The organism is Amycolatopsis sp. NPDC021455 (genome assembly GCF_040640995.1).
In the GTDB taxonomy this organism is placed as follows: Bacteria; Actinomycetota; Actinomycetes; order Mycobacteriales; family Pseudonocardiaceae; genus Amycolatopsis.
Genome location: NZ_JBFACT010000001.1, coordinates 1 through 18,153, shown reverse-complemented (window position 1 = coordinate 18,153; position 18,153 = coordinate 1). Strand labels below are relative to the sequence as shown.

General features: G+C 71.1%; 19 protein-coding genes and 1 tRNA gene. 10 read left to right on the top strand and 10 right to left on the bottom strand.

Annotated elements, in window-relative coordinates; all coding sequences use genetic code 11:
• Positions 1-13: 13 nt before the first annotated feature.
• Positions 14-2,908: an AAA family ATPase gene (locus tag AB0G28_RS00100; RefSeq protein ID WP_361081254.1), complete on the top strand. Its 2,895-nt coding sequence runs from the start codon at positions 14-16 to the stop codon at positions 2,906-2,908.
• Positions 2,909-3,282: 374 nt separating this feature from the next.
• A complete protein-coding gene (locus AB0G28_RS00095; protein ID WP_361082327.1) occupies positions 3,283-3,891 on the top strand; it encodes a hypothetical protein in 609 nt (202 codons plus the stop codon).
• Position 3,892: 1 nt separating this feature from the next.
• On the opposite strand, the gene AB0G28_RS00090 is transcribed toward AB0G28_RS00095, so the two are convergent.
• The 4 genes from AB0G28_RS00090 to AB0G28_RS00075 form a co-directional block, all read right to left on the bottom strand.
• Positions 3,893-4,603 carry a G1 family glutamic endopeptidase gene (locus tag AB0G28_RS00090; RefSeq protein WP_361081251.1) on the bottom strand — a complete coding sequence of 237 codons (711 nt, stop codon included), beginning with the start codon at positions 4,601-4,603 and terminating at the stop codon, positions 3,893-3,895.
• A 220-nt stretch (positions 4,604-4,823) separates the two neighbouring features.
• Positions 4,824-5,873 carry an ABC transporter substrate-binding protein gene (locus AB0G28_RS00085; protein ID WP_361081248.1) on the bottom strand — a complete coding sequence of 350 codons (1,050 nt, stop codon included), beginning with the start codon at positions 5,871-5,873 and terminating at the stop codon, positions 4,824-4,826.
• Between the two features lie 13 nt (positions 5,874-5,886).
• Positions 5,887-6,771, bottom strand: coding sequence for an ABC transporter permease (locus tag AB0G28_RS00080; RefSeq protein ID WP_361081245.1), 885 nt, complete (start codon positions 6,769-6,771; stop codon positions 5,887-5,889).
• Positions 6,761-7,567: an ABC transporter ATP-binding protein gene (locus tag AB0G28_RS00075; protein ID WP_361081242.1), complete on the bottom strand. Its 807-nt coding sequence runs from the start codon at positions 7,565-7,567 to the stop codon at positions 6,761-6,763. Before AB0G28_RS00075 ends, AB0G28_RS00080 begins: the two co-directional genes overlap by 11 nt.
• 193 nt (positions 7,568-7,760) lie before the next feature.
• Between AB0G28_RS00075 and AB0G28_RS00070 the strand changes: the two genes are divergently transcribed.
• Complete coding sequence (locus AB0G28_RS00070) at positions 7,761-9,344, top strand: sensor histidine kinase (RefSeq protein ID WP_361082326.1); 1,584 nt, start codon at positions 7,761-7,763, stop codon at positions 9,342-9,344.
• Entirely contained in the window at positions 9,341-10,000 is a 660-nt protein-coding gene (locus AB0G28_RS00065) for a response regulator (RefSeq protein ID WP_361081239.1), read from the top strand. The genes AB0G28_RS00070 and AB0G28_RS00065 overlap by 4 nt, the downstream gene beginning before the upstream one ends.
• 1 nt (position 10,001) lies before the next feature.
• Here the strand turns inward: AB0G28_RS00065 and AB0G28_RS00060 are convergent, their stop codons facing one another.
• Together AB0G28_RS00060 and AB0G28_RS00055 are read right to left on the bottom strand one after the other, a co-directional pair.
• A complete protein-coding gene (locus tag AB0G28_RS00060; RefSeq protein WP_361081236.1) occupies positions 10,002-10,619 on the bottom strand; it encodes a hypothetical protein in 618 nt (205 codons plus the stop codon).
• Between the two features lie 96 nt (positions 10,620-10,715).
• Complete coding sequence (locus tag AB0G28_RS00055) at positions 10,716-11,528, bottom strand: SDR family NAD(P)-dependent oxidoreductase (RefSeq protein ID WP_361081233.1); 813 nt, start codon at positions 11,526-11,528, stop codon at positions 10,716-10,718.
• Between the two features lie 148 nt (positions 11,529-11,676).
• Between AB0G28_RS00055 and AB0G28_RS00050 the strand changes: the two genes are divergently transcribed.
• Entirely contained in the window at positions 11,677-12,471 is a 795-nt protein-coding gene (locus tag AB0G28_RS00050) for a trypsin-like peptidase domain-containing protein (RefSeq protein ID WP_361081230.1), read from the top strand.
• 17 nt (positions 12,472-12,488) lie between these two features.
• Positions 12,489-12,713, top strand: a complete 225-nt coding sequence (locus AB0G28_RS00045) for an RNA-binding S4 domain-containing protein (protein ID WP_361081227.1) — start codon at positions 12,489-12,491, stop codon at positions 12,711-12,713.
• Positions 12,714-12,853: 140 nt separating this feature from the next.
• On the opposite strand, the gene AB0G28_RS00040 is transcribed toward AB0G28_RS00045, so the two are convergent.
• A complete protein-coding gene (locus AB0G28_RS00040; protein ID WP_361081224.1) occupies positions 12,854-13,795 on the bottom strand; it encodes an Ldh family oxidoreductase in 942 nt (313 codons plus the stop codon).
• Positions 13,796-13,896: 101 nt separating this feature from the next.
• On the opposite strand from AB0G28_RS00040, the gene AB0G28_RS00035 reads away from it, so the two are divergent.
• Entirely contained in the window at positions 13,897-14,178 is a 282-nt protein-coding gene (locus AB0G28_RS00035; RefSeq protein WP_361081221.1) for a DUF2277 domain-containing protein, read from the top strand.
• Position 14,179: 1 nt separating this feature from the next.
• Here the strand turns inward: AB0G28_RS00035 and AB0G28_RS00030 are convergent, their stop codons facing one another.
• Complete coding sequence (locus AB0G28_RS00030) at positions 14,180-14,614, bottom strand: VOC family protein (RefSeq protein ID WP_361081217.1); 435 nt, start codon at positions 14,612-14,614, stop codon at positions 14,180-14,182.
• A 71-nt stretch (positions 14,615-14,685) separates the two neighbouring features.
• On the opposite strand from AB0G28_RS00030, the gene AB0G28_RS00025 reads away from it, so the two are divergent.
• The gene (locus AB0G28_RS00025) at positions 14,686-15,525 is read left to right on the top strand and encodes a patatin-like phospholipase family protein (RefSeq protein WP_361081214.1); all 840 of its coding nucleotides are present in this window, start codon (positions 14,686-14,688) and stop codon (positions 15,523-15,525) included.
• Here the strand turns inward: AB0G28_RS00025 and AB0G28_RS00020 are convergent.
• Positions 15,506-15,982: a DUF3592 domain-containing protein gene (locus AB0G28_RS00020; protein ID WP_361081211.1), complete on the bottom strand. Its 477-nt coding sequence runs from the start codon at positions 15,980-15,982 to the stop codon at positions 15,506-15,508. The genes AB0G28_RS00025 and AB0G28_RS00020 overlap by 20 nt on opposite strands.
• Before the next feature lie 64 nt (positions 15,983-16,046).
• Between AB0G28_RS00020 and AB0G28_RS00015 the strand changes: the two genes are divergently transcribed.
• Positions 16,047-16,133 (top strand) — tRNA-Ser (locus AB0G28_RS00015).
• Here the strand turns inward: AB0G28_RS00015 and AB0G28_RS00010 are convergent.
• Positions 16,128-16,640 (bottom strand): MarR family transcriptional regulator, encoded by a 513-nt coding sequence (locus AB0G28_RS00010; RefSeq protein ID WP_361081208.1) that lies wholly within the window; start codon positions 16,638-16,640, stop codon positions 16,128-16,130. The two genes, AB0G28_RS00015 and AB0G28_RS00010, sit on opposite strands and share 6 nt — an antisense overlap.
• 507 nt (positions 16,641-17,147) lie before the next feature.
• On the opposite strand from AB0G28_RS00010, the gene AB0G28_RS00005 reads away from it, so the two are divergent.
• A complete protein-coding gene (locus tag AB0G28_RS00005; protein ID WP_361081205.1) occupies positions 17,148-18,077 on the top strand; it encodes a neutral zinc metallopeptidase in 930 nt (309 codons plus the stop codon).
• The last annotated feature ends 76 nt before the right edge of the window (positions 18,078-18,153 follow it).

The window sequence follows — 18,153 nt, the reverse complement described above, 5'->3', positions numbered from 1 at the left end:
TCGAGGAGGTCATATGTGGCTGACCACCCCCCGCCCGACCTCGGTTTCCATCCGCTCCGGACCGGCGAAGCTCACCGGCCGCGACGCCGAGCTCGACGCCATCGTCGACGTGCTCCGGCGACGGCCCGCCGTGGTGCTCATCGAGGGCGAGCCGGGCATGGGCCGCACCCGGCTGCTCGCCGAGATCGGGCGGCGCAAGGAGTTCGACGGCGGCCGCGTCCTCACCGGGGCCTGTCAGCCACTGCGGGAACCCTTCCCGTACGGGCCCATCCTGGAAGCGCTTCGCTCGGTCGGCGACGCGCCGCTCGGCCCGCTCAGCCCGGTCGCCGGTGTGCTGCTCCCGTTGCTGCCGGAGCTCGCGGAAGCGCTTCCTCCGCGCCCGGATCCCCTGGCCGACCCGGTCGCCGAACGCCACCGCGTGTTCCGCGCGGTACGGGAGTTGCTGCAGGCCTGCGGGCCGGCCCTCGTGCTGATCGACGACCTCCAGTGGGCCGACGAAGACACCCGCGACCTCCTGCGGTTCCTCGCCGGCGCGATGCCGCCGGAACTGGCCGTGGTCGCCACCTACCGGTCCACGGCCGGGTGCGCGACGCCGTTCCGGGCCGCGCCGGCCGTCCACTCGGCGCGTGTCGCACTGGGCGCGCTCGACGTCTCCGCGGTGCGCGAGCTGGCGGTCGAAATCCTCGAACTCCCGCGCGTCACCGACGAATTCGCGGCGAAGCTGCACGAGTGCACGGCCGGGATCCCGTTCGTGGCCGAAGAAACCCTGCGCGCGCTGAAGGAAGCGGCCGACCGGCTCCCGGTCGGCGAAGTCCTCTCCGACCGGCTGCTGGAGAACCTCGAAGTCCCCGCGCTGCTGCGGGACGCCGTCACCGAACGGCTTTCCGCGCTGCCGGCGCCGGCTGTGCGGCTGGCCGGGGCGGCCGCGGTCCTCGGGGTCGGCGCCGAGGCCGCCGTCCTCGGCGAACTGGCCGGGCTGACCGGTGACGACCTCCGCACGGCGCTGCTCGCGACCTTGTCGGCCCGCGTGCTCGGCGAAGCAGGCGACGGCAAGTACGGCTTCCGGCACCCGCTGGCGCGCAAGGCGGTCTACGACACGGTGAGCGGGCCGGAACGCGCGTCGCTGCACGCGCAGGCGATCCGCGTGCTCGCCGCGCAGCCGTCGCCGCCGCTCACCCTGCTGGCCCGGCACTCCCGCGCGGCCGGCCGCGTCGACCAGTGGCGGCACTACGCCGAAGCGGCCGCCGACGAGGCGATCACCCGCGGCGAGACGTCCCGCGCGATCGACCTCCTGCAGTCGGTGCTCGCCGAACCCGGCCCGTCGCAACCGGACATCGGGCGCGTGGCGGGCAAGCTGAGCCAGGTCGCGCTGCGCGGCTTCCGCCCGGACGTGATCGGCACGCTGGAGCGCGTCCTCGAAGAGGTGACGCTCCCGCCGTCGGTCCGCGGCTCGATCCGGTTGTGCCTCGGCATGCTGCTGGTCCGGACCATCGGCGGTCTCGGCCGCGGCCGGCTCGAGGTCGAGCGCGCGGTCGGCGAGCTGACCGACCGGCCCGACCTCGCCGCCCGCGGGATCACGCTGCTCGCCCAGCCGATCGACGGGCTGACGCCGTTGTCGTGGCACGAATCCTGGCGTGCCCGCGCGGGCGAGGTGTACGAGCGGCTCGACGACCCCGAGCTGCGGCTCGCCCTGACCGCCGACCGCATCGCCGCCGCGTCGCACGTCGGCGACGGCTCGGCGTGGACGGAGTTCGAAGCGCTGTCGGACACTGTCGGCACGGTCGCCGAGCGCGTCCAGCTGGCCCGGCTGTGGTGCAACCTCGCGGACGGCCAATCGTGGGCGGGCCACCTCGACCGCGCCGAACGGCTGGTGACCGAGGGCGTCCGGCGCGCGACCGACGCCGGCGCGTTGTACGCGATCGGCCTGATCCAGGGCACCCGCGTCCGGCTGGACTGGGTGCGCGGGCGCTGGACCGGGCTCGCCGAAGCCGCCGAGCAGCTGCGGGACAGCTACCCGGAGCTCGGCCCGATCGTCATGGAGTCGTCGCTGGTGCTCGGCGGGCTCGCGGCCGTGCGCGGCGAATTCGCCGCCGCGCGACGGCACCTGACCGCGGCGAGCGTGCACGCGCCGGACCGCGGTCCCATCCCGGTGGTGCTGTCGGCCGCCGGGGTCCTGATCGGTGTGCTGCTGGCGACCGACGACGTCGAAGCCGCGTGCGCGGCGGCCGACACCGCGGTGGCCGCGGCCAGACGCAAGGGCGTCTGGATCTGGGCGGCCGCGCTGGTCCCGGCGGCGGCCCAAGCGTACGCGCGCGCCGGGCGCTGGCCGGAGGCCGACAGCGTGGTCGAGGCCTTCGCGCGCGGAATCGAAGGCCGTGACGCGCCGGTGGCCGCGGCCGCGCTGGTGGCCGGGCGGGCGGTGCTGCTGGAGGCCCGCGCGAAGCACCTGGCCGCGGCGGCGCTGTTCGACGAAGCCGCGTCGGGGTACGCGGGGCTGCCGATGCCCTACCCGGCGACGGCGATGCGCGAGCGGGCCGCGATGTGCCGCCTCGCCGCGGGCAACCGGTCAGCTGTCGAGGAACTGACGGCGGCGGCCGAGGCGTACGAACGGCTCGGCGCCACCCGGGACGCCGGCCGGTGCCGTCACCAGCTGCGCGAGCACGGCGCGTGGGCACCTTCACAACGCGGGCGGCGCGGGTACGGGAGTGAGCTGTCACCCAGGGAACGCGAAGTGGCGCGGATGCTCGCCGAAGGACGGACGAACCGGGAGATCGCGGACGGCCTGTTCCTCTCGCCGCGGACGGTCGAGCAGCACGTCGCGAAGGTGCTGCGGAAGCTGGGCGCGCGCTCGCGGACGGACGTGGCCCGCAAGCTCCCCGGCACGGTCACCACGGCCCCGGCCGGCTGACCCAAGCGCCCCAATGTGGCGTTGGGTGCGTTGAATCAGCACCGCGGCGCGCAGCGCCTCCGTTGAGGGCGGCGGTGGGGGCATCGGTGGAGCACCCAATGTGGCATTGGGTGCGTCCAACGCACCCAATGTGGCGTTCGGTGCGTCCAACGCACCCAATGTGGCGTTCGGTGCGTCCAACGCACCCAATGTGGCGTTGGGTGCGTTCGACGCACCCAATGTGGCGTTCGGTGCGCCCAACGCACCCAATGTGGCATTGGGGCGTTTGGGGCCGGGTGGCCAGGCGAGCCGGGGCGACCTAACGTGAGCCGGTGACCGAAGAGGCTCTTCCCGCCTGGCGCCGGCGGACCACCGGCGAGACGCGCTGGCCCGCGATGGGTGTCGTGGTCGCCACCCTCGTGCTGCAGGTCGTCCTGCCCGACGACATGGCGCTGCACCCGTGGTGGCTGCTGCCCGCCGTCTCGGTGCTGCTCGTCGTCGCGCTGCTGCTCGCCAACCCGGGCCGGATGACGCACTTCAGCGCCGTCGAACGCACCATCTCGCTGCTGCTCGTCGCGGCCGTGACGGCGGTGAACGCGTTCTCCGCCGTGTCGCTCGTCTACGACATCGCCGCCGGCACCATCGGCGACCGTGCCGGTGCCGTGCTCGTCACCGGCGGGATCGTCTACTGGACGAACATCGTCGCCTTCTCGCTCTGGTACTGGGAGTTCGACCGCGGCGGCCCGGGCCGGCGGGCGGCGGGCCGGGTGCAGTACCCCGACCTGCAGTTCCCGCAGATGGCCGACCCGGGCCTGGCGGACCAGGACTGGGAACCGTCCTATTTGGACTACCTGTACTTCTCCTTCACCAACGCGGCCGCCTTCAGCCCCACCGACGTCATGCCCCTGCGGATCTGGGCGAAGATGACGATGATGCTGCAGGCCGTCGTCTCGCTGGTGCTGGCGGTGATGGTGGTCGCCTGGGCGATCAACAACCTGAAGTAGCTCAGTGCCGCGAGATCGTGAAGCTCTGGCCGTCCGAGCCGATGGCGCCCGGGATCCACGTGTAGGTGCCGCGGTCGTCGGCGTCGAGACCGGAGGGGTTCGTCGAGGCCAGGTTCGTCCCGTTGAACTTGACGCCGGTGAACTTCACGCCGCCCGAAATGCTCGGGTAGGAGTCCGTCGGCGACTCGATGATCGCCTCCGCCGACGCGTGCTTCGACGTCAGCGACTTCGTGGTCGACTTCGACCAGCCCTTGGTCGTGTCGGACAGGTCCAGCCGGTAGGTGTTGGTCGCGGTGCGCGTCACCGTCGCGGTGATGTGGTCGCCCGCGCTGACCGAGACGTTGTAGTACACCGGCGCGGCCGGGTACATCTCGTACCAGGCCGAGTAGACCGGGTGCCCGCTGGAGCAGTCGGTCTCGACGCCGGTCTGTTCCACTGTGGACGATCCGTCGCCGTCGATGCCGACCCACGGCGCGAACAGGTCGTTCGTGGAGTTGCAGGTCACCGAGGGTTCGGTCCAGCTCGCCGTGGCCGTCGTGAAGCTGCCGAAGCTGACGTAACCACCCCAGTTGCCGCCCGCGAACTGGTGCCCGTGGAAGTGCGTTCCGTACTGGACCGCGGCGTGCGCGGTGCCCGAGACGGCCAGCCCGGCGGCGGCCGCGGCGACCGCCGTCAGCACGCGGACAGTGCGCGACGACAGGAATTTGGACATTCGGGGACTCCGTTCACCGAGGGGGACCGGGAAAACCGTGTCCCCAGTGTTGGAGCCGCACCGAAAAGAAGGTAGCTACTTTCGAAGGGTCTTCACATTCCGGGAAATACTCACCATTTGCCGGAATTGGACCGAAAAGACCCGTGAAGGCCTCCGCGGGGGAAAAGAGGCCTTCACGGGTCATGGCGCTCACCTACCGCCCGGTCAGGTGAGCGGGGCTTCAGCCTTGTTTCGCGGCCGCGTCGACGAACTCCGTCGTGTACGTCTTCGACAGGTCGATCTTGTCCTTCTTCGGCTGCACGTTCTTCGAGAAGCTCGAAAGCACCTCGAGCACGTTCTTCGCGCCGTCGGCGTCCATCTTGCCGTCGCCGTTGAACATCCCGATGCTGTCCTTGACGGACTTGACGTACAGCGCCTTGTCACCACCGCTGTAGGACGGCGGCATCTTCGCCGCGATCTCCTCGGGGCTGTGCTCCTTGATCCACTTCAGCGTGGCCACGAACGCGTTGGCCAGCTTCTGCACGGCGTCCTTGTTCCGGTCGACGAAGTCGCAGCTCATGTACAGCGACGACGCCGGGTACAGCCCGCCGAGCGCGGCCTTCGTGCCCTCGGGGGTCCGGAGGTCGTACAGCACCTTCGCCTTGCCCGTGTTGGTCAGCTGCGCGATCGTCGGGTCGGTCGTCATGCCGCCGTCAATGCCGCCGTTGTCCAGGCTGGCGATGAACGTCTGCCCGGCGCCGACCTTGACCGGCGTGTACTGGTCGGCGCCCACACCCGCCTTGGCCGCCAGCGCCTTCGTGAGGAAGTCGGTGGACGACCCGAGCGACGTCACGCCCAGCTTCTTGCCCTTGAAGTCGGCCGAGCTCTTGATCTCCTCGGCGTGCTTGGTGCCGACGACCTCGGCCTCACCCGGGATGTTGGCCAGCTGCACCACGCTCTTGATGCACTGGTCCTTGGCCTGCAGGTCGATCGTGTGGTCGTAGAACCCGACCACGCCCTGCACCTGGCCGGCGACGAGCGCGGTCTCGGCGTTGGCGCCGGACTGCTCGCTCTGCAGCTCGACGTCGATGCCCTGGGCGGCGAAGTTCCCCAGCTGCTGGGTGAGCATGGCGGGCAGGTAGATGACCTTCTCCAGGCCACCGACCATGATCGTGACCTTGGGCTTGCCGCCCTCCCCCGTCGCGGCGACGCGGGAGTCCTGGCAGGCGGTGGTCAGGCCGGCCACCGCGGTCAGCGCGGTGACCGCGACGGCGATCCGGCGAATCCTCATCGATTCGGTCCTTTCAGATGACGGTCTGGCTGGAGGTGGACATCGACGGCCGCCACCGCAGCAGCCGGTTCTCGAGATTTCCGATGCCCCACTCGGCGACGAGGGCGACGACGGTGATGATGATCATCGCGGCGTAGATGCCCGCGGAGTCGAACGTGCCCTGCGCGTTCGAGATCAGGAAGCCGATGCCCGCCTTGGACCCGGCGTACTCGCCGACGACCGCGCCGATCAGCGCGAAGCCGAACGCGGTGTGCAGCGAGGACAGGATCCACGACGTCGCGCTCGGCAGCACGATCGCCTTGATCACCTGCATCCGGCCGGCGCCGAGGATGCGCGCGTTGTCGATCAGGTTGCGGTCCACTTCGCGGGCGCCGGTGAAGGCGTTGAAGAACACGACGAAGAACACCAGCACGACGACGGTGGCGACCTTGGACGCCAACCCCAGCCCGAACCAGATGACGAACAGCGAGGCGAGCACGATGCGCGGCACCGCGTTGGCGGCCTTGATGAACGGCGCGAGCACGTCGGCCAGGTACTGGCTGCGGCCCAGGATGACGCCGAAGATGACGCCGGCCACCGCGCCGATGGCGAAGCCGACCAGGGCTTCCTCGACGGTGACCCACAGCTGGTACCAGAGCGAGCCGAAGTCGGTGCCGCTGGTGACCCACTCGACCAGCCGCTGCCAGATGCGGGACGGCTTCGAGTAGAAGAACGGGTCGATCCAGTAGGTCGCGGTCAGCTCCCAGCTGCCGAGCCAGGCGACGACGAGCGCCAGCCGCAGCAGCCAGGTGTTGCGCTTGCGCCGGGACGACGCCCGCCGCGCCTTGGTGAGGATGTCCTGCTCGGTTTCCAGCACCGGCAGCGTGCTGGCCGGAGCCGCGGGGGTCTCAAGCGACATTGGTCGCTCCCTTCTGGCGGGCCTTGTCGACCTCACTGCGCAGCGATTCCCAGATGTCGGCGTAGAGCTTGCGGAAGTCCTCGGTGAGCCGCAGGTCCTCCACCTTCCGCGGCCGCTCCAGCGGGATCTCGAAGACGTCCTTCACGGTGGCCGGCGACGTCGTCAGCACGACGACCTTGTCCGCCAGCGCGATCGCCTCGTCGAGGTCGTGGGTCACGAAGATGACCGCGGCCCCCGAACCGGACCACAGCCGCAGCAGCTCGTCCTGCATCAGCGCCCGCGTCTGGACGTCCAGCGCCGAGAACGGCTCGTCCATCAGCATGATCTTCGGCCGCGTGACCAGCGTCTGGGCCAGCGCGACACGCTTGCGCATGCCGCCGGAGAGCTGGTGCGGGTAGTACTTCTCGAACCCGGCGAGCCCGACCCGGGCGATCCAGTCGACGGCCTGCGCGCGGGCCTCGGCCTTCGGCACGCCGCGGAAGCGCGGCCCGGAAGCGACGTTGTCGAGCACCGAACGCCACGGCATCACGGCGTCGGTCTGGAACATGTAGCCGACACCGTCCGGAATGGACTTCACGTCCTCGCCGTTCACCCGCACCCGGCCGGCGGACGGCGGCTGCAGCCCGGAGACCAGCGAGAGCGTCGTCGACTTGCCGCAGCCGGTCGGGCCGACGACCGCGACGAACTCGCCGGGCTGGACGGTCATGGTCAGGTCGCGGACGGCCGTGTGCACGGAACCGGACCCGCTCGGGAACCTTTTGGTGGCTCCGGTGAGTTCGATCAGTGGGGGAACCATGGTGGAGGTGACTCCTTCGTCACGTGGTGGGGCTCACGTTGGGAAGGGACGTTAAGTACGTGTGGCGCCCGCGTGAAGCTTGTCGACGTTCTCCGCGCGAGCTGCGCGTTCTGAATGTTTTGCTCATTTAGCGCAACCCGCTGACCAGGGGGTATGGTTCCGAGCCATGCCAAAGTGGGCGCTCTTCCCGCGCATGCGGTTCAGCAGGCAGGTGCTGCTGCTGCAGATCGGCGTGGTCCTCCTCGTCGTCGGGATCGGCGTCGCCCTGGTCAGCGCGCTCCTGTCAAGGACCCTCACCAACCAGTACGGGGAGCGGGCCCTGGCCATCGCGAAGTCGGTGGCGGTGGACCCGGTGGTCGTCGCGAACGCCGCCGCGAAGATCCCGGGCGGCGCACTCGAGGAACGAGCGCTGGCCGTCAACGACGTCAACAACACCTTGTTCGTGGTGATCACCGACGACAAGGGCATCCGGCTGGCCCACCCGACGCCGAGCGAGATCGGCAAGCCGGTCAGCACGCCCCCGGACGTGGCGCTCGCCGGCGGTGACGAGGTCAGCGCCGTGCAGAGCGGCACGCTCGGGCTGTCCGTCCGCAGCAAGACACCGATCTGGACAGCGGGCCACAAACGGGTCGTCGGTGAGGTGAGCGTCGGCTTCGACGTGGCCGACCCCACCGGCGCGTTCAACCAGCTTCTGACGATCACGCTGTTGTTCGCCGGTGGCGCTCTCCTGCTCGGCGCGGGCGCGTCCGCGCTGCTGAACCGGCGGCTGCGGCGCGTCACCCACGGCCTGGAACCGCACGAACTCACCGAGCTGCTCTACGAACGCGAAGCCGTGCTGCACGGCATCGGCGAAGGCGTGCTGGCCGTCGACGAGACGAACCGCGTCTCGGTGCGCAACGACGAAGCCGAACGCCTGCTCGGCACCGAGCTGCCGATCGGCGCCTCGATGGCCGAACTCGAACTCAGCCCGCGGCTGCACAAGGCCGTCGCCGAAGGACGGCCGGTCGACAACCTCCTCGCCGTGGCCGGAAACCGCGTGCTGGTGATCAATTCCCGTGCGGTGCGGCTCGACGACCGCCCGATCGGCACCGTGCTCACCTTCCGCGACCGCACCGACCTCGACACGCTCACCCGCGAACTCGACGGCATCCGCGCGCTGTCCGACGGCCTGCGCGCCCAGCGGCACGAGTTCGCCAACCGCCTGCACACGCTCTACGGGCTGCTCCAGCTCGGCCACCACACCGAGGCCGTCGAGTACCTGCAGACGTTGACGGACTCGTCTTCGGCGCGGCCGAGCGAGCTGGGCGACGCCGTCGCCGACCCGTACCTGCAGGCGCTGCTCGTCGCGAAAACCGAGCAGGCGCAGGAAAAAGGCCTCAGCCTGAAGCTCGCCGAAGACAGCTGGGTGCCGACGACGGTGACCGACCCGATCGCCGCCAACACCGTGATCGGCAACCTCGTCGACAACGCCCTGCACGCCGCGCGGATGGGCCCGCGGCGGCCGGCGACCGTCGAGATCGGCCTGTTCGCCGACGGGAGCACCCTGCACGCGTCCGTTGTGGACAGTGGGCCGGGGGTTCCCGCGGACCTGCGGCGGACGTTGTTCGACGAAGGCGTCTCGACGAAGATCGCGCCCGGCCACGGCCTCGGCCTCGCGCTGGCCCGGCAGGCCGCCCGCGCCCGCGGCGGCGACGTCTGGCTGGCCGACCCCGGCGAAGGCGAGACGGGCGCCCTGTTCGTCGCCAAACTGCCCGGAATGCTGACGGAGGACGGATGATCCGCACGCTGATCGTCGACGACGACTTCCGGGTCGCCGGGGTGCACGCCGGGTTCGTCGAGGAGGTCGAGGGCTTCGCGGTGGTCGGCACCGCGCACACCGCCGCCGAGGCGCGCGCCCGCGTCCGGGAGCTCTCGCCGGACCTGATCCTGCTCGACGTCTACCTGCCCGACGAGTCCGGTCTCGCGGTGCTCCCGGAGCTGCAGACCGACACCATCGTGCTGTCCGCGGCGACCGACAGCGCCTCGGTGGCGGCGGCGATCCGGGCGGGCGCGCTGAACTACCTGATCAAGCCGTTCACCACCCGCCAGCTCGCGGAACGGCTGACGTCCTACGCGCGCTTCCGCGGCCTGCTCGCCGAAGACCGGGCCCTGGCCCAGGACGACGTCGACCGGGCCTACCGCGTGCTGCACGACCAGGACCGTACGTCCGCGCCGAAGGGCCAGTCGACGGCGACGTCCCGGCTGGTTTCGGAGCAGCTGCGCAAAGCCGGCCGCCCGTTGTCGGCCGCGGAGGTCGCCGGGGAACTCGGCATGGCGCGGGCGACGGCGCAGCGGTACCTCACCGCGCTCGCGGAGTCGGGGACGGTCCAGATGCGGCTGCGCTACGGCGCGACCGGCCGCCCCGAGCACGAATACCGCTGGAGCGGCGCCTGACTCAGCGACCGCCGTAGCGCTGCACGAAGCTCTCGGGGATGTCGAACCAGATCTGGACGGGGATGGTGGTCGGCGGCGGTGTGGCCGACGGCTTCGGCAGGTCGACGCGGGCCTCCTCCTCGGGCGGCGGCGTCTTCTTCGGCTGCGGTTTCGCCTGTGCCTGAACCTGTTTCGGTGCCGGCTTCGCGGGCACCGGCACGTACACGGTCTTCGGCGGCGGCGTGACGACGACCGGCGCCTGCGGGGGCGCCGGCTCCGGGACGGCCGCCGTGGCGACGACGGGCCGCGGGTCCACCTGGGCCACGTCGTCGGACTGCGCCGGGGCGAAGAGCCCGCCGGTGAACAGCCCGCCACCCAGCCAGCCGGCCGCGACGAGCAGCACCGCGGCACCGCCACCGAGCCAGATCCGGGCCCGGCGCCGGATCACCACCGACTTCGGCCGCAGGTCCTGGTCGCACACCGGTGGCCGGGTGAAGATCGGCTCGGCCGCCGTGACCTCGTCTTCGGTGCGGCGGCGCCGGGGCAGGCTCGCCGCGACGATGCCGGTGCGATCCAGCAACTCCACCGCGGTGCGGTCGCTGGACGGACGGGTCGCACTGCGCTGTGCGGTGCGAAGCATCGGGGACCTCCGGTACGGGCTCGGGGACCCCACGCATTCTGGACCATTTCGGACGGCCCTGTCAGAAACGCAACTCCATTGAGTGACAGCCCGCTTTCACGACTGCTTGAGCCCGAGCCGCGCGAGCGCCGCCAGCGGCCGCTGGTAGGCCGAGCCGAGCACGCGCGGGATGGCGTCGATCACGTAGGCGTCCGGTCCGATGAGGATCCGCGCCGACTTGCGCTCGATGCCGCGCAGGATCGTCTGCGCCGCCTTTTCCGGTGTCGTGCGGGCGATCCGCTCGAAGCCCTGCGCGGCCTTCTCCTGGTCGTCGGCGGCGCTGCGCGAGTTGCGCACGATGTTGGTCTTGATCCCGCCGGGGTGCACGCAGCTCACCGCGACCGGGCGTCGCGCGAGCAGCATCTCCTCGCGCAGCGCTTCGGTGAACCCGCGCACCGCGAACTTCGCCGCGTTGTACGCGCTCTGCGTCGGCACGCCGACGAAACCGAACACGCTGGAGATGTTGACGACGTGCCCGTCGCCGGAAGCGATCAGGTGCGGCAGGAACGCCTTCGTGCCGTTCACGACCCCGCCGAGGTTGATGCCCATCAGCCAGTCGTAGTCCTCGAACGTCATTTCCTCGACGGTCGCGCCGAGCGCCACGCCGGCGTTGTTCACGATGACGTTGACGCCGCCGAACTCATCGGCGACGTCTTCGGCGTGCGCGAGCACGGCACTACGGTCGGAGACGTCCAGCGTGTACGCGCGGGCGTCGCCGCCGGCCAGCTTCGCCGTTTCCTCCGCGTTCGCGGTGTCGACGTCGGAAAGCGCGACCCGCGCGCCGCGCCGGGCGAACTCGCACGCCAGCGCCCGGCCGATGCCCGAACCCGCCCCGGTGACCACCACGACCTTGTCCGTGAACTCCTTCATCGGCCCTCCCGCCCGTCGGGTGTTACTCACGAGTTACGGATAGTAGCGCCTGTGAGCTTGCTGTGGGTGTGCTGATTGTGTCGGTCCGTCGCCCTAAAGTGGTGTCGTCGACTGGTGAGGGACCGAACGGACGAGGAGGCGATGCGCTGTGCGGCGGCCTGCCGTCCTGTTCACCCTTGCCGCGGTCGCCTTGCTCGGCGCGGCCCTCGTGGTGATCGTCCACGGACCGCTGCTCGCGGACGCGAACACACCGGACGTCGGCACGATCGAGGCGACCCCGGCGCCCGCCCCGGCCCTGCCCGCGGTGTCGAGTCCCGCGGTCGGCGCGCTGTTCCAGGAGGGGATGCACTACTGCACGGCCAGCGTCGTGCACAGCGAGCAGGGGAACGTGCTGCTGACCGCGGCCCACTGCCTCCACGAAGGCGAGGGCGGCGGCTACCTCGCCAACGTCACCTTCGCGCCCGCCTACCACGATGGAATCGCGCCGTTCGGCTACTGGACGGTGTCCGACGAGCTCGTCGCGCCGGGCTGGATCGCGGCGTCGGACCCGGACCTCGACGTCGGCTTCGCGACCGCGCACCAGGTGGGCACGACGAAGTCGCTGGAGAGCCTGGTCGGGGCGAACACCCTGGCCACCGGCACCCCGTTCGAGCAGCCCATCACCCTCACCGGCTACCCGGACGACTCCGAGGTCGCCGCCGTCTGCCAGAACACCACCAGCCAGCAGGACACCTTCCAGCTGAAGGTCGACTGCGCGGGCTTCCCGACCGGTACCAGCGGCGGGCCGTGGGTCACCGGGCAGAACCCGCAAACCCGCCTCGGCACGGTCATCGGCGTCATCGGCGGCTTCGAGTACGGGGGCGACACCCCCGACACGTCGTACTCGAGCTACTTCGACAAGGACGTCCTGGCGCTGTACCGGCAGACGACCGCCCGCACCTGAGGCGGCATGATGCGGGCATGAGCGACCCCGTCGACGTACCCATCACCGGCGAGCCGATCCGGCTCGGCCAGTTCCTCAAGCTGGCCGGCCTCGCCGAAGACGGCTCCCACGCCAAGGACCTGATCGACGCGGAGGAGGTCACGGTCAACGGCGAGGTCGAGACCCGCCGCGGCCGCCAGCTCACCGACGGCGACATCGTGGCGGTCGGCCCCGACCGCGGCAAGGTCGTCCTGGTCCGCTGACCGACGGGCCGGCCCCAAGCGCCCCAATGTGGCGTTGGGTGCGTCCAACGCACCCAATGTGGCGTTCGGTGCGTCCAACGCACCCAATGTGGCGTTCGGTGCGTCCAACGCACCCAATGTGGCATTGGGGCGTTTGGGTCTCAGCCCACGCTGGTCAGCGGCGGGAGGCCGAGCGAGGCGGCGAGCGCGTCCAGCTCGCGGCGCACCGGTCCGGCCAGCGGCACGCCGAGGGCCCGGCACTGCTCCAGGTGCTGGGCCTCGCGCCAGCCCGGGTAGCGGATCGGCGTACTGCCGTCCCAGCCGAGCATGCTGCCGAACAGCGCGCTCGCGGCGCGGTAGAAGCCGTCGGCGCTGCGCAGCGTCGTCGGCGCGATCGCCAGTACCAGCAGGCCCGTGTCGTGGTCGTGGTCGGCGACGCCGGACAGCACCCCGGCGAGGACTTCGACCAGCAGCGTCAGCCCGGCGGCTTCCGAGCCCGGCTGGTCCAGGTCGAAGACGAACTCGGGGTACGCGCCGCCCGGGGCGGCCATGCCCAGCGGGTTCAGCGGCTGGCCGGGTTCGCCGCCCGCGGCGAGCACCAGCCCGATCATCGCGTGCGGCAGGGCGCGCGCGGCGTGGTGCCCGGCCCGGCCGAACGGCCCGGCACCGCGCATCGACACGAGCCCGACGCCGAAGCGGCCGGCCCGGGTCACCGCCCGGTCCATCGCGTCGCCCACGGCCCAGAGCCCGGGGCCGCGGCGGTAGTCGATCAGCGCGGCGGCACCGCGGTCGGCGATCATCAGCGGCTCGGCGTGCGGCACGACGAGCCCCTCGGCCAGCAGCGGCAGGTGGACGCGGGTCAGGTCGGCGACGCCCGTCTCCGGCGAGCCGGTCAGGTCGCCGTGGCAAAGCGCCTCGGCCGCCATGCGGGCCCGGACTTCGGGGAGGCCGTGGGCGGCGAAGACGTGTGCCACGAGGGTGACCAGCTCGTCGGCCCGCACGCGGGGCCAGGCCTGTTCCGGGATCGGGGTGTCCGGCGTTTCTTCCTCGGCGATCACGGGTTCGGGGCGGGCGGAGCGGAAGGGACGCGGTCTGAGAGGCACTTCCCCGACATTGCCCAGCGCCGGTTCGAGCGTCAACGAGGTTGGCCCGGGCCTACCCGACCGTGTGATCGAAACGTCCGGAGAGTCGTACCCTGGGCGGCATGTGCCGAAACATCACCACCCTCCGGGGGCTCCAGCCGGCCGCGACGGGCGAGGAGATCGAGGCCGCGGCCCGCCAGTACGTCCGCAAGGTGACCGGCGTCCAGTCGCTTTCGGACGCCACGCGCGAGCCGTTCGAGGCCGCGGTGGCCGAAATCGCGGAGATCACCGCCCGGCTGCTGGAACAGCTGCCCGAACGCCGTCAGCCCCCGGCGACCGTGCCGCCGCTGCGCCGCCCCGAGGTGCGGGCCCGGATCGCCGCGAAAGCCTTGCGGCAGCCCTGAGTCAGCGCACGCGCTGCGCGTAGCCCGGCTGGTCGGTGTGGTCGACGCCGTCGTCCTTCGCCAGGCTGTAGAGCCGGATTTCGGTGCCGTCCGGGTCGTGCACGCGCACCATCCAGCCGGTGGTGGCCTCGAACAGCGGCGGGTGCTCGACGCCGAGTTCGTCCAGCCGCGCGATCCACGCCTCGGCGGCCGCGCGGTCGGCGATCGAGAAGCAGACGGGGTCGAACCCGGCCAATCCCGCAGCAGCCTTTTCCTGCACGCGCAACGCCACCGGCACACCGTCGATCGACCCGGCGACCCCGCGCACGACGCCGTCGTCGTCCGGGAACTCGTGCGTGACTTCGAGCCCCAGCACGCGCTCGTACCACTCGCGGCTGCGCGCCAGGTCGCGCACGGGGAACTTGACGTGGTGGAAACCTTCGATCTTCGCGGTCATCGCCGCCCCTCTCGCCGACCAGGAGAGTAAATCCCGGGAGGCGGTTTTCCCAGTCCCGCTAGGGTGATCACATGGGTGGACAGGCTTTGGTGCTGGGTGGCGGCGGGGTCGCCGGAATCGCGTGGACGACGGGACTGCTCGTGGGACTGGCCGGCCACGGCCAGGACCTCACCGGCGCGGACCTGGTGGTCGGCACGTCGGCGGGTGCGGCGGTCGCGGCGCAGGTGACCAGCGGCGTCGCGCTGGACGAGCTGTTCGCGCGCCAGGCCGACCCGGCACGCCAGGCCCCGGAGATCCCGGCCGACATCGACTTCGAAAAGTTCGCCGCCGACTTCGGCGGCGCGCTCACCGGCGCCACGACTCCGGCCGACGTCCGGCGGGCGGTCGGGCAGCTGGCCGTGAAGGCCGAGACGGTGCCCGAAGCGGATCGCCGCGCGGTCATCGCCGCCCGCCTGCCGGTGCACGACTGGCCGGAGCAGCGCCTGGTCATCGTGGCGGTGGACGCGGAGACCGGCGAGCCCCGCCGGTTCGACCGCGCGTCGGGGGTGTCCCTGGTCGACGCGGTGGCGGCAAGCTGCGCGGTCCCGGGCGTCTGGCCCCCGGTGACGATCGACGGCCGCCGCTACGTCGACGGCGGCGTCCGCTCCGGCGAAAACGCCGACTACGCCGCCGGCTCGTCCCGGATCACGGTCGTCGCACCGCTGGGCCTGGAATCACCGTTGCCGGCGGAGAAGCCACTGCTCGACGTGCTGGCCGACCTGCGCGCGGCGGGCGCGGAGGTCGCCCTGATCACCCCGGACGAAGCCTCGGTCGCGGCGATCGGCGACAACCCGCTGGACCCGTCGAGCCGCACGCCGGCCGCCGAAGCGGGTCGCGCCCAGGGTGCCGCGCTCACGCTGACTTGGGCCTGAGCGGGTAGGCCGGCACCAGCAGGCCGGCGATCCCGATCAGCAGCCCCGCCGCCGGGATCGCGAAGATCCAGTTTCCCGGCAGCCGCACTTCGCCGGCGGTGTCGGTCGGCTTGTCGGGCTTCCCGGGCCAGTAGCGCACTTCGATGCGGGTGCCGGGGACGTAACCAGGGCCGAACGACTTGTGGGTGCCGCGGTCGCGCTTGGCTTCGGTCCGCACGTCCATCCGCCGCGCGCCGCCCGGATCTTCGACGCGCGCGACGACCAGGTCCGGGGCCTGCACACGCTCCACCGTCGCCGGGGCCACGACCGAGCCGGCCCGCTCCTTGAGCGTGGCCCCGAGGAAGATCAGGCCGCCGAGGGACACCAGCGCGATCGCCAAGGAGACCAGCGAGAACGGGGTCACGGGTGCGCCCACCGTGTCGTCTCGCCAGTCCGGATCGTCCCATCGCGTCCTCATGCGGTGAGCACGTCCGAGGCGTGGGCCGGGTTGCCCCGGGCCGTCGGCTACCCTCGTGGAGCGAGGTAGCGTGTCCGAGCGGCCGAAGGAACATGTCTTGAAAACATGCGAGGGGGCAACCTCTCCGTGGGTTCGAATCCCACCGCTACCGCTCCGATGACCCGGGCGCGGCCGCGCCCGGGTTCAGCTTTTCGGCCTCCGACAGGTGGTCCAGCACGCGCTCGAAGGCCGAAGCGATCGTTGCCTGCTCCTCGGGGGTCAACAGGTCGATGAGGTGCTCACGCACGCCTTCCACGTGGGTCGGCGCCGCCGTCGTGAGCACGGCCTGGCCCTCGCCGGTCAGCTCCGTGATCACCCCGCGCTTGTCTTCGGGATCGCGGGCCCGGCGGACCAGGCCCGCCTCCTCCAGCCGGCCGACCTGGTGCGAAAGCTTGCTCTTCGTCGACCCCATGTAGACCGCCAGCTCCGACATCCGCATCCGGTGCCCGGGCTGGCTCTCCAGGCAGACGAGCACTTCGTAGTCGGTGAGGGACACCTCGTGCCGGTCGGACAGCTCGCGGTGCAGCCGCTGCCGCAGCAGGAGGGTCGCCACGATGTAGGAGCGCCACGCCGCCATCTCGGCTTCGTTCAACCACCGCACAGGTCGCTCCTCGGTCATAAGGCAGCGTAGAACGTTGATCAAGGGATCGCGCGGACCGACGCCGATCCGTCGGCCGGTGAAATCCCGCCGCAACATCGCCCGAAGGTGGGGTTACGAAAAGGTTGAGACTCGGCCGGAAAAGGCGCATTCTGCTTGTCGGCGGACGGTCGGCCAGGGTATGCGGCGCGGCGACGGCGACGTGCCGGCCCGGCTCCCCGCCAGGAGAGGTCAGGTGGTTGCGTGACGGGTGATTATCGCGGTTGACCGCCAGCTGCATCCCCGCGACCGGAGCGGACATCTACCGGTTCGGCCGCGACTGCGAGCAGCTTGAGCGGGCTTCCATGCGTTCACGCATACGGCGTCGGTCGGGCCTGGATCCCGTCACGGCCTCGGAAGCCGTGACGACAGCGCCTGAACGCCGGTCCGGAAGCGGCCAACCGTTCGACCAAGACATACCTCGGTACAAAGAGCCTGGGTGCGCCCGTCAGCGCGACGGTCGTGCCCAGGCTCGTTAACATTCCTGGGGTGAGATTCGACGACGACGCCGGCCTGGACACCTCCGAAGTCCAGGACCTGCGCGGAAGCGGCGGTGGTGGCGGCGGGATCGGCGGCCGCGTGGCGCTCGGCGGTGGTGGGCTCGGCGTCGTCGGCCTGATCATCTACTTCGTGCTGTCCCAGCTCGGCGGGGTCAGCGTGCCGAGCGGGAGCGGCCTGAGCGGCGGACTCGGCGGCGTCGGGGCCGGCCAGCAAGTCGACAACTCCAAACTCGACAGCGAGTGCAAGAAGGGCGCGGACGCCAACAAGAACCACGACTGCGCGATCGTCGCGATCGTCAACTCCGTCCAGGACTACTGGGCGCAGCAGTTCGCGCGCTCCGGCTCGACCTACCGGAAGGCGCCGACGAAGTTCTTCAACGGCGGCGTGCGCACCGGCTGCGGCAGTGCCACCTCGGACACCGGCCCGTTCTACTGCCCGGCCGACTCCGAGGTCTACATCGACCTCTCGTTCTTCGACGAGCTGAAGACCCGCTTCGGCGCGCAGGGCGGCCTCTTCACCGAGTCGTACGTGCTCGCCCACGAGTACGGCCACCACGTCCAGAACCTGCTCGGCACGTCGAAGAAGGGCACCGGCACCGGCCCGACGTCCGGCTCGGTGCGCCTGGAGCTGCAGGCCGACTGCTACGCCGGCGTCTGGGCCAACCACGCCTCGACGACACCGACCGAGAGCGGCAAGCCGCTGATCACCGACATCACGCAGGACGACGTGGCGGCCGCGCTGGACACCGCGTCCCGCATCGGTGACGACTACATCCAGGAGAAGCTCGGCGGCGGCCAGGTCGACCGCTCGAAGTTCACCCACGGCACGTCCGCGCAGCGCAAGAAGTGGTTCACCACCGGCTTCCAAACCGGCGAACCCGCCCGCTGCGACACCTTCGGCACCAGCAACCTGGGCTAGCAAACGCCCCAATGTGGCGTTGGGTGCGTCTGACGCACCCAAAGTGGATCTGGCCGTGCTGGTGCTGGGCGTCGTG

Excerpts from the sequence above, each read along its gene's own strand:
- AB0G28_RS00100 (WP_361081254.1), top strand. The coding sequence starts at position 14 with ATGTGGCTGACCACCCCCCGCCCGACCTCGGTTTCCATCCGCTCCGGA.
- AB0G28_RS00095 (WP_361082327.1), top strand. The coding sequence starts at position 3,283 with ATGGGTGTCGTGGTCGCCACCCTCGTGCTGCAGGTCGTCCTGCCCGAC.
- AB0G28_RS00090 (WP_361081251.1), bottom strand. The coding sequence starts at position 4,603 with ATGTCCAAATTCCTGTCGTCGCGCACTGTCCGCGTGCTGACGGCGGTC.
- AB0G28_RS00085 (WP_361081248.1), bottom strand. The coding sequence starts at position 5,873 with ATGAGGATTCGCCGGATCGCCGTCGCGGTCACCGCGCTGACCGCGGTG.
- AB0G28_RS00080 (WP_361081245.1), bottom strand. The coding sequence starts at position 6,771 with ATGTCGCTTGAGACCCCCGCGGCTCCGGCCAGCACGCTGCCGGTGCTG.
- AB0G28_RS00075 (WP_361081242.1), bottom strand. The coding sequence starts at position 7,567 with ATGGTTCCCCCACTGATCGAACTCACCGGAGCCACCAAAAGGTTCCCG.
- AB0G28_RS00070 (WP_361082326.1), top strand. The coding sequence starts at position 7,761 with ATGCGGTTCAGCAGGCAGGTGCTGCTGCTGCAGATCGGCGTGGTCCTC.
- AB0G28_RS00065 (WP_361081239.1), top strand. The coding sequence starts at position 9,341 with ATGATCCGCACGCTGATCGTCGACGACGACTTCCGGGTCGCCGGGGTG.
- AB0G28_RS00060 (WP_361081236.1), bottom strand. The coding sequence starts at position 10,619 with ATGCTTCGCACCGCACAGCGCAGTGCGACCCGTCCGTCCAGCGACCGC.
- AB0G28_RS00055 (WP_361081233.1), bottom strand. The coding sequence starts at position 11,528 with ATGAAGGAGTTCACGGACAAGGTCGTGGTGGTCACCGGGGCGGGTTCG.
- AB0G28_RS00045 (WP_361081227.1), top strand. The coding sequence starts at position 12,489 with ATGAGCGACCCCGTCGACGTACCCATCACCGGCGAGCCGATCCGGCTC.
- AB0G28_RS00035 (WP_361081221.1), top strand. The coding sequence starts at position 13,897 with ATGTGCCGAAACATCACCACCCTCCGGGGGCTCCAGCCGGCCGCGACG.
- AB0G28_RS00030 (WP_361081217.1), bottom strand. The coding sequence starts at position 14,614 with ATGACCGCGAAGATCGAAGGTTTCCACCACGTCAAGTTCCCCGTGCGC.
- AB0G28_RS00025 (WP_361081214.1), top strand. The coding sequence starts at position 14,686 with ATGGGTGGACAGGCTTTGGTGCTGGGTGGCGGCGGGGTCGCCGGAATC.
- AB0G28_RS00020 (WP_361081211.1), bottom strand. The coding sequence starts at position 15,982 with ATGAGGACGCGATGGGACGATCCGGACTGGCGAGACGACACGGTGGGC.
- AB0G28_RS00010 (WP_361081208.1), bottom strand. The coding sequence starts at position 16,640 with ATGACCGAGGAGCGACCTGTGCGGTGGTTGAACGAAGCCGAGATGGCG.